A 14,672-nucleotide genomic window follows, 5' to 3' on the forward strand; every position below is an offset into this window, starting at 1 on the left:
TGCCCGTGGGTTGGAGCCACTCCGGTGGCGGAGGTTTTCTTTTGAGTCAACGACTCGGTGTTCCCGGAGGTTTTCATGTGGGGCAACGATGTGGGTTACGCGGAGGTTTTCTATGAGTCAACGCGGGGGGTTACGAGACTCCGAGGAGACTGTTAATGTGACGGCACCGGGATAGTACGGAAGCTTCAGAGAGCACCGTGCTGACCAAGATCGCAATGAGTCTGATGATCGCGGATGCGGCATCAGTGAGAAGAGGCGACGATGACGAATGATCGAGAAACCGAGAGCATGGAGAAGACCCTCAACACTGTTCCCGATGAAGCGCCGCACGATGTTGCTGAAACGCCCGGAACAGATAACTCCACCAAGGAACACGATGATGAGTTGGTTGATGAGTGGGAAGACGAGTCTTTTCCCGCAAGCGATCCGCCAGCGCATTACTGACCAGCTCATCTCTCAACGGGCGGCTTATCTCTCAACAGACCCTGGCCAGCCGAAGCGAATCGACCATCAGTTGAAAGGGGCCACAGCTCATGAGCGACCAACTGACTTTCCAGGATCCGGTGAAACGATTTCCGGACATCTCTCCACCCAAACAGGACCAGCCTGAGCCGGGCCTGGACGTTGAATTGATTCCAGGCACTGACCGTGGCGAACAGAGCTATCGCGGCACCGGTCGGCTCAAGGGGCGCAAGGCGCTGATCACCGGTGCCGATTCCGGCATCGGCTCGGCCGTTGCTATCGCCTTCGCTCGCGAAGGAGCAGATGTCGCCCTGTCGTACCTTCCTGCTGAGGAGGACGACGCACGCCACGTCTGTGACGTCATCCGCGAGGCCGGCGGCACAGCGGTGCCACTGCCTGGTGACCTCGCCGACCCCGACTACTGCCAGCAGGTCGTCCATGATGCGGCCGACGGGCTGGGCGGACTCGACGCCTTGGTGAATAACGCGGGGCGCCAGATCGCGGTCGAAGAGATCGAAGATCTGTCCGATGAGCAGTGGGGCAATACCTTCGAGACCAACATTCGGGCCATGTTCCGCGTGACGAAGACAGCAGTGGGTTATCTGCCCGCCGGCGCAACGATTGTGAACTCAACGTCCGTTCAAGCGTATTCACCGTCGACCCACCTGCTGGACTACGCGTCGACTAAAGCTGCGATCAACAACTTCACCAAAGGACTGGCCACTCAGCTGGCTCCACGCGGCATCCGGGTCAACGCGGTCGCACCCGGCCCGATCTGGACACCACTCCAAGTCTCTGACGGCCAGCCGAAGGAAGCACTGCCCCATTTCGGGAAGAACACTCCCTTGGGCCGAGCCGGTCAGCCGACGGAACTCGCGCCAGCTTATGTGTTCCTCACCTCGGCGGAGTCGAGTTACGTCCTGGGTGAGACTCTCAACGTCAATGGGGGCCAGCCCACGCCGTGACAGAACGTTCTCGGCCAACACCGTTGTCGGCCCGGCGCCACACCACCGGAATCAAACTCGGCGACGGCATCTCCGCCGCACGCACCCGATAGGAGACTTCCGCGGACGAAGTGGATGTTCGTCGGAATCGGCGCAGTACTGGCCATCCTCATCGTGGTATTCGTCGCCTACGCCGTCGGTCTGTTCAGCTGAGGCCACCTTTGAGGCGAACCGTATGCCAAAGCTCTGAAAGGAGACACTATGGATCTCAACATTCGCGGACGCAAAGCACTGGTCACCGGCGCCGATTCAGGCATCGGATTCGCCACGGCACAACTGCTGTTGGCTGAAGGTGCCACAGTCGTCATGACTGACCGTGAACCGGACAAACTCCATCACGCAGTCCAACAGCTGCCGGGGTCCGAAAACCGCCCACACGCCATTGCCGCCGATGTCACTGACCCTGCAGCCATCGAGAGACTTGCGCAGAAAATGGAGGATGAAGTCGGCGACCTCGACATCCTCATCAATATTGCCGGGATCCATGGTGAAGGTGGTCTGTTCCACGAGATCAGCCAAGAGGGATGGGACCATACAATCGATGTCGACCTGATGGGGCCCGTGCGTGTCACGCGGGCTTTCCTCCCGGGCCTGAGGCGCGGCGGCTGGGGGCGAATCGTATTCGTCTCCTCCGAGGACGCGGTCCAACCCTATGACGACGAGCTGCCGTACTGCGCTGCCAAAGCAGGACTTCTCTCCCTGGCCAAGGGTCTCTCCCGCACCTACGCCTCTGAGGGGCTGCTCGTGAACACAGTGTCGCCGGCATTCATCGAGACCCCGATGACCGACGAAATGATGAGTAAACGTGCCCAATCGTTGGGAGTGTCCTTCGATGAGGCGATTGCGTCGTTCCTGCGCGAAGAACGGCCCTTCATGGAGCTGGGCAGGAGGGGCAGACCGGAAGAGGTGGCTCACGTCATCGCGTTCCTGTGCTCCGACGCCGCCAGCTTCGTCAACGGTTCCAACTATCGCGTCGATGCCGGATCAGTCGCCACAATCTGAATGTTGTGATCACGGGCACGCGGTAGACGATATGAGAAGGAGTCTGAATCATGCAGGATTTTCGCTATCTGATCCTCGGTGGAGGAATGGCCGCTGACGCAGCTGCCCGTGGCATACGGGAGCTCGATGCTGACGGTTCCATCGCGATCATCAGCAACGATGTCGATGAACCATACACACGACCTGCCCTGAGTAAGAAGCTGTGGACGGACCCGAGCTTCGACGAGGACGACAACTACCTGTCGACCGTTGCCGACACCTGGGCTCAGCTCCATTTGGGCACTGAAGCGACCAGCGTTGACCCTAAGGCCAAGACAGTGACGGCCTCGGACGGAGAGTACAGTTTCGAGAAGCTGCTCTTCGTCACCGGTGGGCAACCGAAGCAGATTGACCTTGCGGAAGGCGAGCGTGTCGTCTATTTCCGCAGGTTCGATGATTATCGTCGCCTGCGTGAGTTCACCGGAAGGAATCTCAATATTGCCGTGATCGGAGGCGGGTTCATCGGCACTGAGCTGGCAGCGGCACTGGTGCAGAACAAGACGAACACGACGCTTCTGTTCGACGATGAGACACTGTGCGGTTCCGTCTTCCCGCCCGATCTCGCCGATCATTTTCACCAGCTCTATCGCGACCAGGGAGTGACTCTGGTCCCTGGCACCAAGGTGTCCGGTGGCCGTGCCGAGGGCCAGCATGTTGCACTGGACTACGGCGAGGGCACTCACGAGTTCGATGCTGTCGTTGTGGGCCTGGGAATTGATCCGTCAACCGATCTGGCAGAGAAGGCAGGAATCGCCACCGGTGATGGAATCACGGTCGACGAGTCCTTGGAGACCTCTCATCCTGACATCTATGCAGCCGGTGATGTTGCCCATTACCCTGACCGGATCCTCGGCCGCCAACGTGTCGAGCATGTGGACAATGCGACCCAGATGGGCAACACAGCCGGACGGATCATGGCTGGAAGCGACGAGACCTACACGCACACACCGTATTTCTACACCAACGTCTTCGACTTCGGCTATCAGGCGGTGGGGACGCTGAGTTCAGACCTGCAGACGATCGAGGACTGGCAGAAACCGCAGACGGAGGGCGTGGTCTACTACCTGAACGACGAGAACCGGGTGCAAGGCGTGCTCCTGGTGAATCTGGACGGCGGTCTGGATACTGCTCGGGCCATCCTGGCTGAAGACTGGCCCCACTCCAGCAGCGACCTGGTCAGCCGCCTGCCTTAGGATCGATTGCTCGTGAGTCATTGTCGCGGCCTGCAGAGAGGTCGCCGATGTGGGACAGCCGCAGGGGCGCGAAGGGTCCAGTGGTCTCACTCGAGATCACCCGTGCGGTGATGCCGACGTGGTCCCCTCCGTCGTCGAGCATGGAGATGCGTTCGACGACTATCCGGTTGGGCAGAGCACTGAGCAATGGAACCCCCTGCTCGGTGGAATGGATATCGAGTGCGCGGAACTTGTCAGTGTCCTCGCCAGATCGGGCACCGAAGCGCTGCGCCATGGCGAGATCTGAGGCAGTGAGGAAGTGAATCGCGAAATGGGTGGCCCGCAGACTCACCTGATAGGTGTGGTTGGCCTTCGACAGCCAGAAACCGTACTGCTGAGGAGACATGCTCGACTGCGAGTGGAATCCCACCAGGCAACCTGCACGTTCGTTCTCTGCAGCGGTGGTCACCACGATCAGAGCGGCATCCGTGGACACCATCAGGCCGTCAAACGTCTCCTCATCCATGGCGGATCCCTTCTGCGACAGCGTCGTGCGTCAAACGTACGCCCCTGCTCGACGGCGGACAAGATTCACTGGCCCCGGAGTCATTTCACTCGGTTCCAGCACACCCGCGATAAAGGGGCGAGGCGATATCGACGCCGAGGCTGTGCGGCACGGCTCCTGACATGTGAAGGTGATCTGCGTTACGGTCGGAATAACCGTGACACCCGCGTACGTGAGGAGAAGTGGTCACCATGCCGAAGATGAGCAGCTCAGGAGTGCCGAAGAAGTCAGAGCTTCCAGCGACCTTGCGACATTCGGATGCCAAGGCCCAGCGCACTTTCGCGAAGACCTATGACTCCGCAATGGAGGAATACGACGACGAAGAGCGTGCTCACCAGGTGGCCTACGATGCGTTGAAGCACACCCACGAGAAGGTCGGTGACAAGTGGGAACCGAAATCCTCGCCGGGGCCATCCGACTCACAGGCCAAGGGCGGGAAGAACACCGATCGCCCGACCGCTGGCGGGGTGGACGCCAATGCTACGAAGGATCACCTGTACCAGCTGGCAACTTCGCTGAAGATCCCGGGACGTTCGACGATGAACAAGAACGAACTCGTCGAGGCCCTCGAGCGTGAAAGCAATAAGCAGACGAAGAAGAACGCCTGAAGTCTGACCGAGGCCTGAGCCTTCCGAATACCGGGCCTCAGAACACTGGGGGAGTCATCGTGGCGATGATGACCGCCTCGGCGTCTCCGATGACACGGAACCAGTGCGGCTGGTCGCCCTGGTAGGTGATGCTGTCACCCGCCTCGAGGGTGTAGCCGTCCTCGCCGATCTGGAAATAGCAGGCCCCTTCGAGGACGAATAGGCATTCCTCGGCACGATGATGGCCGAAGGGCACCGACTCGTTGGAGTAACCCGCCGGGACACGCACCTTGAGCACCAACAGCTGACCGTTCATGGTCGGCGTCAGCAGTTCGTAGACGAGCCCACGATCGGTGACCTGCAGCTGCCTGCGGCCATCGGCGCGGACCACACGGTTGTCGGTAGGCTCCTCACCAGTGTCGAAGAAACGTCCGACGGGTACATCAAGGGCCTTGGCAATCTTGAGCAGCGTGAGATACGCGGGATTGCCCAGGCCACGTTCGATCTGGCTCAGCAGTCCCTGACTGACCCCGGCCACGCGGCCGAGGTCAGCCAGAGTCATCCCGGCCGATTCCCGCAGGCGGCGAATGAGGGCACCCATGTACTCCACACTCGGATCAGCCATAGTCGGCACGTCATTCTCAGCGCTCACGGGAACCTTCGCTCAACGGGGCAATAAGATCTTGAGAATATCAGCAGATCCGCTCAACCCCGCGACCTCAGATCAGTCCGAGACCGGTCACGGACTCACGCTCCTCGGCCAGCTCAGCCACGGTGGCGTCGATCATCCTGCGGCTGAAGTCGTTGATCTCCAGCCCCTGCACGATCTCCCAGTTCCCGTCCGAAGTTGTCACGGGATAGGAGGAGATCAGTCCCTCAGGCACCCCATAGGAGCCATCGGAGACCACAGCCATCGAGGCCCAGTCGCCCTCGGGTGCGCCGTGCAGCCAATCGCGGGCGGCGTCGATCGTCGCCGCGGCAGCAGAGGCCGCTGAGGACGACCCGCGCGCCTCGATGATTGCGGCACCGCGCCCGGAAACCGTGGGGATGAGATCGTTTTCGATCCAGGATTGGTCGCCGATGACCTCGGCTGCATTCACTCCGCCGATTTCCGCGTGGTAGATGTCGGGATACTATGTGGCTGAGTGGTTGCCCCAGATCGTCATCTTGGATATGTCGGCCACCGTTACCGCGGCCTTTTTGGCCAGTTGCGCCAGGGCGCGGTTGTGGTCCAAGCGGGTCAGCGCGCTGAAACGTTCGGCGGGGATGTCGAGCGCATTGCGCATTGCGATCAGCGCATTGGTGTTGGCCGGATTCCCGGTGACGCCGATGCGGACATCGTCGGCGGCGACTGCATTGAGTGCCTTGCCCTGGGCGGTGAAGATCGCGCCATTGGCTTCGAGGAGGTCACTGCGCTCCATGCCCTGAGACCGGGGCCGAGCGCCCACGAGCAGGGCGAGGTTGACGCCGTCGAAGATGTGCTCGGCCGAATCGCCGATTTCAACCGAGTCGAGGGTGGGGAAGGCACAGTCCTCGAGTTCCATGACTACGCCTTCGAGTGCGGTCAGTGCGGGTGTGATCTCCAGCAAGCGCAGCTGAACTGGAGTGTGGGGGCCGAAGAGTGCGCCGCTGGCGATGCGGAAGAGGAGACTGTAGCCGATCTGACCGGCCGCACCGGTGACGGCGACTTTGATAGGGGCGTTCATAGATTGTGCTCCTTAATTGTGGTGGGAGTTTACCGCAGGCGATGCAGGCTGTCCTCTCGTGCGCAACGGCGGTGTTCGTCGGTGAACACTCCATCAACGCCACGTCAGTGAGGAGGATGCCGGTGCGGCATGACGAGGAATCCACTTCCTTGTTGAGGCCCGTCATGGTCGCGTGTGCGGCATCGCTGCGTCGGACGTCACTGCAACTTCTCGAGAGAAAGGTGACGAGCCGATTCTATCGGCTCGTCACCGCTGGGCATCAGGCAGGAGTCACATTTCGTCTCTGAGGCTGGCGGCATTGCCCGCTAGTTCGTCCAGGCATCGTCCGTGAAGTAGCCGTCGATCCAGCCGGGCAGACGGTGCCCGTCCTTCGCCGTCCCGAGAGTATAGGGAGCGACGTGGAAGCCTGCCTTGTCGAGTTTGCGCAGGTCCCCGGTGGGCAGATTCTTGCTGGGGCCGACCCATTCGATGCCAGCAGCGGCGATCTCATCGAAGGATTCCTGCGGCAGGGTTGCGCCCGAGAGGTAGAGGGAAGTGTAGCCGCGTTCGGCGATGGTCTTCGCCGCCTCGAAGTCGAAGGACTGGACGATGAGTGAGTCGGCCAGTCCGCGTTCGTCGAAGACGTCGAGAACCTGATCGACCTCCGCCGAAGTGGCCCCGGGCTTGATCTCGGGAACCATGACGACCTCCCCGCCGAGCTCGTCGAGTGCCTCATCGAGAGTCACCGTCTGTGCCGGTTCGCCACCTTGTGGGTGCTTGATGGTCGCAGCGTCCCATTCTTCGCGGCTGAGGTTGCGGATGGGGCCGCTGGCTCCGTTTAGTGTGCGGTCGGCCGTGTCGTCGTGGATGAGGACAGGGGTGCCGTCTTCGAGGAACTGGATGTCCATCTCGGGCAGGAACCCGTCCGTCGCCGAGGCGGTGAATCCTTCCATGGACTCCTCCGGGTAGACGTCGGAGCCGCCCCGGTGGGAGATCGTGGTGGGGAATTCGAGTTCGGAGACCTGATGGGGTGCCGCATAGCCGTTCTCGGAGGATGAGCCGAGACTGTGTGCGGAGGCGGCGACGACGCCGGGGCCGAGAGTCGCCGTCAGGGTGAGCACCGCGGCGGCGAGGATCGTAGAAGGACGAGGGCGGACCTTGTTCTGCTCAGTCGTAATCACGCTTGTGACGCTATGGGTGCCAGGCAAGCTCCCGGAGGACGAGAAATGAACAGCAGGATGAGAACAGAAGAATGATGGCAGCAGTTCTGATGGGCCTCCGACCGGTGGCGTATTCAGTGCCCTCCGGCGGGGTTTTCAGTCCACCAGACGAGTGTTAGCGTGACCGTATGAAGACGAATCGAATGTCCCAGGTTGCAGTTGCAGGTGTGCTCGGAATAGGGCTGGCGCTCGCGGGGTGCTCGGGCACTTCAGATGACGATGCTCAAGAGTCGCAGGCCCCTGCCGAGACTCAGGCAGCGGATGCGTCGGAACCCAGCGATGAAGGTTCCACAGACGAGGCGAAGACCTCAGATTCCAAGCTTTTCGAAGATGCAGATCTGAGCAAGGAATCTCCATCCACTTCGGCCAAGGACGCTGTCAAGACGGCACAGGATAAGGCCAAGGCCAAAGACGGGGTTCTGCACGCAATCGAACTCGATTACGACAGTGACGACGGTAAATGGGAATACGATGTCAAGATCATGGACGGCACGACTGACCATAAAGTCGTCATTGATGCAGACACCGGCAAGGTCGTTCGCGACGAATCGGAAGACAGTGATGACAAGGAAAAGGCCATCGACCTCGAATCTCCGATGACGTATGACGAAGCGTTCGACCTGGCCAAGAAGAAGGGCGAAGGCCGTCTCTCCGGTTGGAAGCTCGAATATGACGATGGGCAGCGCGAATACCAGTTCGACTTCGATGACAAGGGAACCGAAACCGAAGTCACAGTCAATGTCGAATCGAAGAAGGTGACGGTCGACTGAGGCCTTCTTGGTAGTAGCGCCCGCGCGCCATCGATCTGTTCAGGCGCGGGCAGCGAACTCGTTCAGCGTGTCGGTGTAGATCATCGTCTGTGCGAAGTGGATGTCGTGCGAACTGTTGACTCGAACGGTCTGGTTCTCCGGCAGCAGCTCCTCGACGAGGGACAGGTCCTCATGGCTGAGGGCAGCCAGCAAATTACCGTCTCCATCGTGACGAGTGTTTGCTTTCAGGAACGTGGTTGGGCAGGTGATGGCCGACCGGTGTAGCCGAGGTCTTCGGCTGCGCGGACGTGCTTGGTGAAGTAGTCCTTCGTTCTGACACTGGCGATTGCGGCCCCTGTTGCAATGGCCAGAGCCGTGCCGGCGGCCGCGATGATCGCGGTGGTGGGCTTTCAGGCTGTGGCCGAAATTCCTGCAGTCGTGGGTCGCGCAAGGAAGACGGTTCCAGCCACATGCTCGCTGATGTCGGAGGGCGGTTCGCAGATCTCATAGCCGGCTTGCTGGTAGATGCGAATATTTCGTTCACTTCTCGCTCCGGTGAACAGAATGAATCTGGTCGTCTCCTCGGGCGCCAGGTTCTCTCCGGCTTTGAGCAGCCACTGGCCTAGTCCCTGACGCGCCAAATCAGGTGCCACCATCAGGCGACCGATCTCCCAGGAGCCACCGCCGGTGGACTGCCCCCTCACAGCACCGACAAGTCGATCTCCACGCCGCAGGCACAGCGTTTCCCAGGACTCGGGCCACCGCAGTACATCGTCGACGGTCTCGTGAAGTGCAGGGATATTCAGGGTGTCATTCAGCATTGCTTCCGGGACCCAACAGCACCGCTGGAGCACGGCCACTTCCGCAGCATCGCCTTCAGCGAAGGGCTTCAAGGTGAATTCGGATTCTCTGCTCATGCGTCGGTGGCCTTTCCTCAAATCCGCAGCGGGAGTGCTCGGCGATCTGCCTGCCTGCCTGCTGGTGGTCATTCTCGCGGGGTGTTTCAATCGGAATGAAAGTTCCAGTTATCCAGTCTAATCGCACTCAGCTTTGATATGCGCGAAAGAGTTTTAAAATAAGTGGAATAATTCATCCGTATTGGAAGTTGATGGATGTACAGGCTCGCAAATTCCCGCGAGAGCACGAGATCGCGACAGCAGAGGAGATAGGACATGAACACCAACAACAGCCTGACAACGAAGGGCGACACGATTGCCGTGATCGGCGGTACAGGACAGCAGGGCGGAGCCGTTGTCTCGGCACTTCTGAGCCGGGGAGTGCCGGTTCGAGCGCTCGTCCGTGACCCGAGCGCACCGCGCGCACAGTACTTGGGCCAGGCCGGCGCCGAACTCGTCACCGCCGACCTCAACGACGCCAGCTCACTTGAAGAGGCCCTTCGCGGAGCCGCAGCAGTCTTTGCCATGACGACATTCGCCGGGCCCGGAGGAACACGCGGCGAAACTGAGCACGGTCTGGCCATCGGCAACGCCGCTTACCGAGCCGGCGTCGGCAGGTTGGTCTACAGCTCGGTCGGCGGAGCCGAACGAGCAACCGGCATCCCCCACTTCGAGAGCAAGCGGCGCGTCGAAGAACACCTCGAGGAATTGGACCTGCGCACAACGTTTATCAGACCCGCATTCTTCATGGACAACTTCGCGTCCTTCTCACAACCCACAATGGACGGCGACACTCTCGTGGTCCGTCTGCCGTTGCCGGGGGGAGTGCCACTGCAGATGGTTTCCACTCGCGACATCGGACGGGTAGCCGCGGCTGCCCTGTTGGAACCCGCAGGCATTCCCGGCGGAGCAATAGAGATCGCCGGCGACGAATTGACCGGAGAGGAAGTTGCCGCGGCATTTGCCCGTGCAATGGGAATCCCAGCCAGGTATGAGCCGATGTCGGTGGATATTTTGCCCGATGAGGACCAGAAGAAGATGTTCACCTGGTTCGCTCAGCTCCCGGCATATCGTGCCGACATGAGCCTGACACGCACCCTTGTGCCCGAAGTGCTCGATCTGCCCAGCTGGATCAAGGAGCAGAACCGATGAGTGAGAACGCCGAGCCGAAAGGCCCGTCACAGCATAAATCCCAGACTCGCAGTGACGCGTTGGCGAACCAGGAGCGTCTTCTCGCGGCCGCGGTGACCGCGATGCTGCGGGAAGGACGGCAGGTGCCGATGGCCTCGATCGCCCGGGATGCAGGTGTCGGCATCGCCACCTTGTACCGCAACTACCCGACTCGTGAAGCGCTCTTGGAAGCACTGACCGAGAGGTCCTTCGGGCTCGTCCTCGACGTGGTGAAAGAAGCCGCCGTCGGCGAAAGACCGGCGATCGGCGCGATCGAGGCGTTTCTGACCAGCACCATCGCTCACCGCGAGCAGCTCGTCCTCCCGCTGCACGGCGGACCTGACGATCTGAGCGACGAATCACGACGCCTTCGTACAGAGATCCATGCCGGCATTGCCCGAATTCTTGACCGCGGCCGGGACGACCTCACCGTCAGAACCGATATCACAGCATCTGATGTTGTGTTTTTCGGCGCCATGCTCGCGCAGCCTCTGTCCAAGGATGACGGCTGGCTGGAGGCTAATCTGCTTCGCCAGGAGCGGATCTTCCTGGGTGGCTTGGCTCCAGTACCACCCGTATTGGACATAATCTGATGCGCTGACGCGACAACCGCGACAGCGCAGAAGTCCTCGTCACCGTCGGTGCCGACGGAATCACCGTCAACCTCATCACTCCGGGACTGACTCTGACCCAACCGGTGGTGGAGCATTTCGACCCGGAGCTCACTGCGGCACAGCGAACCGGTCGGGCACTGGCCCGCGACCAACTTCCCGACGATCTGGTGTGGCCGGTCTACTTCCTTACCTCGCCGGACTCCGACTTCATGACGGGCCAGACCCTCAACGTTGACGGCGGAATGTTCATGAACTGAAGCCGGCAACGGGCGTCCACCAGCCCCCAAACAAAGGGAAAATTCATCACACAGGAAGGGCAAGCGACAATGAACGATCTACACGACAGCATCATCAAAGAATTCAGAGCCAATAATGGACGAGCCGAGTCCGCCAGCTTCGGTCCGGTGCTTCTGCACACGCGCGAGGCTGACAACGGTGCAGAACTGATCACTCCGGTGCTATCGCTGCGAGACGGCGACGACTGGGTCGTCGAGCTCCCAGGCGAGGGACCGCCACCTGGCCCGAGGTGGGTAGCGAACCTTCGCGCGTATCCGGATATCGTCATCGAAACTCCGGTCGACAACGATATCCGCACCATCGCCGTCCACGCGGAGGAACGCAGCGGTCGGGATCTTTCATCCGTCCTCCGACTGACCGCCCGCGAGCCTGACGGTCGCGCCGACCACGACCTGATGCCGGCCCGACTCGCCCCCGACGACCCAACTCGCAGCATCTCTGTACGGCACCCCGAAACCGACGAGTCTCTGGCCCACTTCGGGGTGGTCGGTGACAACTACACGATGGTTCTCAATGGGGAAGACACAGCCGGACGCTATGCGCTGATCGACATGCTCGTACCCGCCGGTGGGGGACCACCGCCACATCGACACGACTTCGAGGAGATGTTCTACATTCTCGATGGGCAGATAGACGTCACCTTTCGCGGTGAAACGACCACGGTCAACTCCGGCGAAGTCGTCAATATCCCAGCACGTGCACCACACTTCTTCCACAACTCCACAGCTGCCCAGGCACGAATGCTGTGCGTCGTCTCTCCACCCGGGCTCGACGAATACTTCAGCAAGTGGGGACAGCCGCTTCCCACACGCACCAGCGTCAGCGACATGAGCGCCGAGGAGGCGAAGCAGAACCTGTCCACTGCCCTCGAACTCGGGCCCCGCTTCGCGATCGAGAACCTCCCACACACCTGACGAAACCCGATCCATAACATAACCGCGCTTCTGGCGCGGCCGAAAGTAGGAGAGCAATGAATCTGAATGTCGATGAACGACGACCATCTCTGCACGATCACTTGTCGTTGCAGGGCAAAGTGGCCTTAGTTACCGGGGCCTCGTCCGGGATCGGAGCGGCAATCTCAAAGAAACTTGCCGAACACGGTGCCGTTGTTGCGGTCGCGGCGCGCCGTCGCCCACTGCTGGATGACCTCGTCGCTGAAATCGAAGCCTTCGGCGGAACTGCGAGAGCCATCGATCTTGACGTCACCGATGAATCTTCCTGCCGAAACGCTGTCGACACCTGTGTGGAACACTTCGGCGGGATCGACATACTGGTCAACAATGCGGGACTGATGCTGCTTGGTCCCATCGAAGATGCCGACACACACGACTGGCGTCGAATGATCGACACCGATGTCCTCGGCCTCATGTACATGACCCATGCTGCATTGCCGCACCTGCTGGCCGACAAGGGCACAGTTGTGCAACTGTCCTCAGCCGACAGACGCGCGGTTGGACCGCTGACCGGTGTCTACAACGCGAGCAAAGCCGCGGTCAGCGCATTCTCCGAGTCGCTGCGTCAGGAGGTGACCACTCGCGGAGTGCGGGTCGTCGTGATCGAACCGGGAGCCACCTCGACTGAGCTGCCCACACACATCACCCATGCACCGACCCGTGACGCGGTTGCGGAGTTCTCTGCTGCCATTGGGCTGCTCGAGCCCGACGATGTCGCAGAGGCGATTGTCTACGCGGTCTCTCAGCCTCCACATGTTGCGGTTAATGAACTCCTCCTCCGATCGGTTGACCAGCAACGGTAGCCGGCCCGGAAATCCTGGCGCTCGATACCGACACACGAATGGATGAAGACAGATGATGACATCACAAGAGACAATGACCACTGCCGACGAGGCGATAGTTTCGGCCGTGCGGGCGGCCCTATCGGAACAGATCGGTCCGGCGCGCATCGTGACGGAAGAAAGTGAGATCGCTGCGGCGGCAGCGATCTGGAACGGCGCGGTCAACCATCGCCCGGCTGTGGTGGTCCGCTGTGAAACGTCGGCAGATGTGCAGCACGCCGTCGCAACTGCAACCGAATTCGCCATGCCGCTGTCGGTCCGCGGAGGAGGTCACGACTGGGCCGGTCGCGCGATACGCACAGGCGGCCTGGTCATCGACCTGTCGAGCATGAATGGGATCTCGGTCCACGACGGCATCGCGACTGTGGCAGGCGGGGCCACCTCAGAAGATGTGGCCGCAGCCGCTGACCGGTTCGGACTCGCGGCCGCCACCGGAACCGTCGGATCTGTCGGGATGACGGGTCTGACCTTGGCGGGTGGCTACGGGCCGCTGTGTGGAAGTCTCGGATTGGCGGCCGACAACCTGGTGGGCGCCGAGGTGGTGCTGGCCGACGGCCGAGTAGTGCGAACCGACCAGGACGTTCACCCCGATCTGCTGTGGGCGCTGAGAGGCGGCGGGGGAAACTTCGGTGTCGTCACCTCCATCGAAGTGGCACTGCACCCGCTGGCAGAAGTTCTGGTGGGATCCTTCACCTTCCCGTTCGAACTCGCGGAGCAGGTTCTGACCGGATACGGCGAGTTGGCTGCGCGGGCGCCCGATGAACTCACCGCCGTCGTTTCCATCGTGCCCTCTGCCGAGGACTTTCCTATCGTTGCGGTGTCAGCAACATGGTCGGGAGCCCTCGCGGACGGTGACGCATTCATCAAGGAATTCACGGAACTTGCCGCTCCTCTGGCCGTGGACATCGCCGTGATGACCCCGTTGTCCAAGCTGCGGCAGCTCGACGATGTGATGCCCGACGGTATTCACTATTCCATCGGCACTCGAAACATCAAGGTATTGGATTCGGCGGCTGCGACGGCCCTGCTCGAAGCATATGGGTCCCGAGAATCGTCCCGGTCTTTCCTCAACGTTCATCACTTCCACGGTCAGGCCAGTCAACAGGCGGTTGGCAGCGCGGCGTTCGGCCGACGTGAAGACCATCTGATGATCGAAATGATCGAAGCCGGTGAGTCCGTCTCCGACTGGACCGCGATCGCCGCATCAGCATTGGCCCCACACGCTCTGCCGGGCGGCTACCCGAACCTTCTGGGCCCTGACGAGGAAGATCAGACTGCCCTGGCCTACGGGCCGAACGCCTCGCGGCTGCTCGACGTCAAGAACAGGTTCGACCAGAAAGGAGTGTTCCAGGCAACTGCGCTGCCCGATCGGAGACGGCCATAGCCCTTCTCAACCGCACTGTCTCGAAGTATCC

At 61.0% G+C, this 14,672-nt stretch carries 16 protein-coding genes and 3 pseudogenes; 13 read left to right on the top strand and 6 right to left on the bottom strand.

The window, feature by feature from the left end:
- Positions 1-261: 261 nt before the first annotated feature.
- From BSP239C_RS17635 to BSP239C_RS17650, 5 genes and pseudogenes are all read left to right on the top strand, one after another.
- Positions 262-444, top strand: coding sequence for a hypothetical protein (locus BSP239C_RS17635; RefSeq protein WP_101574661.1), 183 nt, complete (start codon positions 262-264; stop codon positions 442-444).
- Positions 445-533: 89 nt separating this feature from the next.
- A complete protein-coding gene (locus BSP239C_RS17640) occupies positions 534-1,427 on the top strand; it encodes an SDR family oxidoreductase (RefSeq protein WP_101574662.1) in 894 nt (297 codons plus the stop codon).
- A gap of 39 nt (positions 1,428-1,466) precedes the next feature.
- Positions 1,467-1,619: pseudogene (locus BSP239C_RS21410) on the top strand (DUF6480 family protein); the annotation flags it as partial.
- 48 nt (positions 1,620-1,667) lie between these two features.
- Positions 1,668-2,468, top strand: a complete 801-nt coding sequence (locus BSP239C_RS17645) for an SDR family NAD(P)-dependent oxidoreductase (RefSeq protein ID WP_101574663.1) — start codon at positions 1,668-1,670, stop codon at positions 2,466-2,468.
- 50 nt (positions 2,469-2,518) lie between these two features.
- Complete coding sequence (locus BSP239C_RS17650) at positions 2,519-3,700, top strand: NAD(P)/FAD-dependent oxidoreductase (protein WP_101574664.1); 1,182 nt, start codon at positions 2,519-2,521, stop codon at positions 3,698-3,700.
- On the opposite strand, the gene BSP239C_RS17655 is transcribed toward BSP239C_RS17650, so the two are convergent.
- Positions 3,684-4,205: a flavin reductase family protein gene (locus BSP239C_RS17655; RefSeq protein ID WP_101574665.1), complete on the bottom strand. Its 522-nt coding sequence runs from the start codon at positions 4,203-4,205 to the stop codon at positions 3,684-3,686. The two genes, BSP239C_RS17650 and BSP239C_RS17655, sit on opposite strands and share 17 nt — an antisense overlap.
- A 230-nt stretch (positions 4,206-4,435) precedes the next feature.
- Between BSP239C_RS17655 and BSP239C_RS17660 the strand changes: the two genes are divergently transcribed.
- The gene (locus tag BSP239C_RS17660; RefSeq protein ID WP_101574704.1) at positions 4,436-4,852 is read left to right on the top strand and encodes a ChaB family protein; all 417 of its coding nucleotides are present in this window, start codon (positions 4,436-4,438) and stop codon (positions 4,850-4,852) included.
- A gap of 37 nt (positions 4,853-4,889) precedes the next feature.
- On the opposite strand, the gene BSP239C_RS17665 is transcribed toward BSP239C_RS17660, so the two are convergent.
- The 3 genes and pseudogenes from BSP239C_RS17665 to BSP239C_RS17675 all read right to left on the bottom strand — a co-directional run bounded on the left by BSP239C_RS17665 (position 4,890) and on the right by BSP239C_RS17675 (position 7,697).
- Positions 4,890-5,483 (bottom strand): helix-turn-helix domain-containing protein, encoded by a 594-nt coding sequence (locus BSP239C_RS17665; protein ID WP_145997489.1) that lies wholly within the window; start codon positions 5,481-5,483, stop codon positions 4,890-4,892.
- A 67-nt stretch (positions 5,484-5,550) separates the two neighbouring features.
- Positions 5,551-6,537, bottom strand: a pseudogene (locus BSP239C_RS17670) (malate dehydrogenase).
- A gap of 305 nt (positions 6,538-6,842) precedes the next feature.
- Complete coding sequence (locus tag BSP239C_RS17675; RefSeq protein ID WP_101574667.1) at positions 6,843-7,697, bottom strand: glycerophosphodiester phosphodiesterase; 855 nt, start codon at positions 7,695-7,697, stop codon at positions 6,843-6,845.
- 167 nt (positions 7,698-7,864) lie between these two features.
- Here BSP239C_RS17675 and BSP239C_RS17680 point away from each other — a divergent pair, with 167 nt between their 5' ends.
- Complete coding sequence (locus BSP239C_RS17680; protein ID WP_101574668.1) at positions 7,865-8,506, top strand: PepSY domain-containing protein; 642 nt, start codon at positions 7,865-7,867, stop codon at positions 8,504-8,506.
- A 39-nt stretch (positions 8,507-8,545) separates the two neighbouring features.
- On the opposite strand, the gene BSP239C_RS20805 is transcribed toward BSP239C_RS17680, so the two are convergent.
- Positions 8,546-8,698: a hypothetical protein gene (locus tag BSP239C_RS20805; protein ID WP_180959085.1), complete on the bottom strand. Its 153-nt coding sequence runs from the start codon at positions 8,696-8,698 to the stop codon at positions 8,546-8,548.
- Positions 8,699-8,895: 197 nt separating this feature from the next.
- Entirely contained in the window at positions 8,896-9,402 is a 507-nt protein-coding gene (locus BSP239C_RS17685) for a GNAT family N-acetyltransferase (RefSeq protein ID WP_101574669.1), read from the bottom strand.
- A 255-nt stretch (positions 9,403-9,657) separates the two neighbouring features.
- Between BSP239C_RS17685 and BSP239C_RS17690 the strand changes: the two genes are divergently transcribed.
- The 6 genes and pseudogenes from BSP239C_RS17690 (at position 9,658) to BSP239C_RS17715 (ending at position 14,641) form a co-directional block, all read left to right on the top strand.
- Positions 9,658-10,533, top strand: coding sequence for an NmrA/HSCARG family protein (locus tag BSP239C_RS17690; protein ID WP_101574670.1), 876 nt, complete (start codon positions 9,658-9,660; stop codon positions 10,531-10,533).
- Entirely contained in the window at positions 10,530-11,144 is a 615-nt protein-coding gene (locus tag BSP239C_RS17695) for a TetR/AcrR family transcriptional regulator (protein ID WP_101574671.1), read from the top strand. Before BSP239C_RS17690 ends, BSP239C_RS17695 begins: the two co-directional genes overlap by 4 nt.
- A 53-nt stretch (positions 11,145-11,197) precedes the next feature.
- Positions 11,198-11,422, top strand: a pseudogene (locus BSP239C_RS17700) (SDR family oxidoreductase); the annotation flags it as partial.
- 69 nt (positions 11,423-11,491) lie between these two features.
- On the top strand, positions 11,492-12,376 hold the full coding sequence (locus BSP239C_RS17705) for a nitroreductase/quinone reductase family protein (RefSeq protein ID WP_101574673.1): 885 nt from the start codon (positions 11,492-11,494) through the stop codon (positions 12,374-12,376).
- A 56-nt stretch (positions 12,377-12,432) separates the two neighbouring features.
- Positions 12,433-13,218 carry an SDR family NAD(P)-dependent oxidoreductase gene (locus tag BSP239C_RS17710; RefSeq protein WP_101574674.1) on the top strand — a complete coding sequence of 262 codons (786 nt, stop codon included), beginning with the start codon at positions 12,433-12,435 and terminating at the stop codon, positions 13,216-13,218.
- Positions 13,219-13,270: 52 nt separating this feature from the next.
- Positions 13,271-14,641 carry an FAD-binding oxidoreductase gene (locus BSP239C_RS17715; protein WP_101574675.1) on the top strand — a complete coding sequence of 457 codons (1,371 nt, stop codon included), beginning with the start codon at positions 13,271-13,273 and terminating at the stop codon, positions 14,639-14,641.
- Positions 14,642-14,672: the final 31 nt, after the last annotated feature.

The organism is Brevibacterium sp. 239c (assembly GCF_900169365.1).
In the GTDB taxonomy this organism is placed as follows: Bacteria; Actinomycetota; Actinomycetes; order Actinomycetales; family Brevibacteriaceae; genus Brevibacterium.

What these genes read in the sequence shown, in the direction of transcription:
- BSP239C_RS17695 (WP_101574671.1), top strand. Translation starts at nt 10,530, where the DNA reads ATGAGTGAGAACGCCGAGCCGAAAGGCCCGTCACAGCATAAATCCCAG.
- BSP239C_RS17715 (WP_101574675.1), top strand. Translation starts at nt 13,271, where the DNA reads ATGATGACATCACAAGAGACAATGACCACTGCCGACGAGGCGATAGTT.
- BSP239C_RS17705 (WP_101574673.1), top strand. Translation starts at nt 11,492, where the DNA reads ATGAACGATCTACACGACAGCATCATCAAAGAATTCAGAGCCAATAAT.
- BSP239C_RS17650 (WP_101574664.1), top strand. Translation starts at nt 2,519, where the DNA reads ATGCAGGATTTTCGCTATCTGATCCTCGGTGGAGGAATGGCCGCTGAC.
- BSP239C_RS17640 (WP_101574662.1), top strand. Translation starts at nt 534, where the DNA reads ATGAGCGACCAACTGACTTTCCAGGATCCGGTGAAACGATTTCCGGAC.
- BSP239C_RS17635 (WP_101574661.1), top strand. Translation starts at nt 262, where the DNA reads ATGACGAATGATCGAGAAACCGAGAGCATGGAGAAGACCCTCAACACT.
- BSP239C_RS17645 (WP_101574663.1), top strand. Translation starts at nt 1,668, where the DNA reads ATGGATCTCAACATTCGCGGACGCAAAGCACTGGTCACCGGCGCCGAT.
- BSP239C_RS17685 (WP_101574669.1), bottom strand. Translation starts at nt 9,402, where the DNA reads ATGAGCAGAGAATCCGAATTCACCTTGAAGCCCTTCGCTGAAGGCGAT.
- BSP239C_RS17690 (WP_101574670.1), top strand. Translation starts at nt 9,658, where the DNA reads ATGAACACCAACAACAGCCTGACAACGAAGGGCGACACGATTGCCGTG.
- BSP239C_RS17660 (WP_101574704.1), top strand. Translation starts at nt 4,436, where the DNA reads ATGCCGAAGATGAGCAGCTCAGGAGTGCCGAAGAAGTCAGAGCTTCCA.
- BSP239C_RS17680 (WP_101574668.1), top strand. Translation starts at nt 7,865, where the DNA reads ATGAAGACGAATCGAATGTCCCAGGTTGCAGTTGCAGGTGTGCTCGGA.
- BSP239C_RS17655 (WP_101574665.1), bottom strand. Translation starts at nt 4,205, where the DNA reads ATGGATGAGGAGACGTTTGACGGCCTGATGGTGTCCACGGATGCCGCT.
- BSP239C_RS17710 (WP_101574674.1), top strand. Translation starts at nt 12,433, where the DNA reads ATGAATCTGAATGTCGATGAACGACGACCATCTCTGCACGATCACTTG.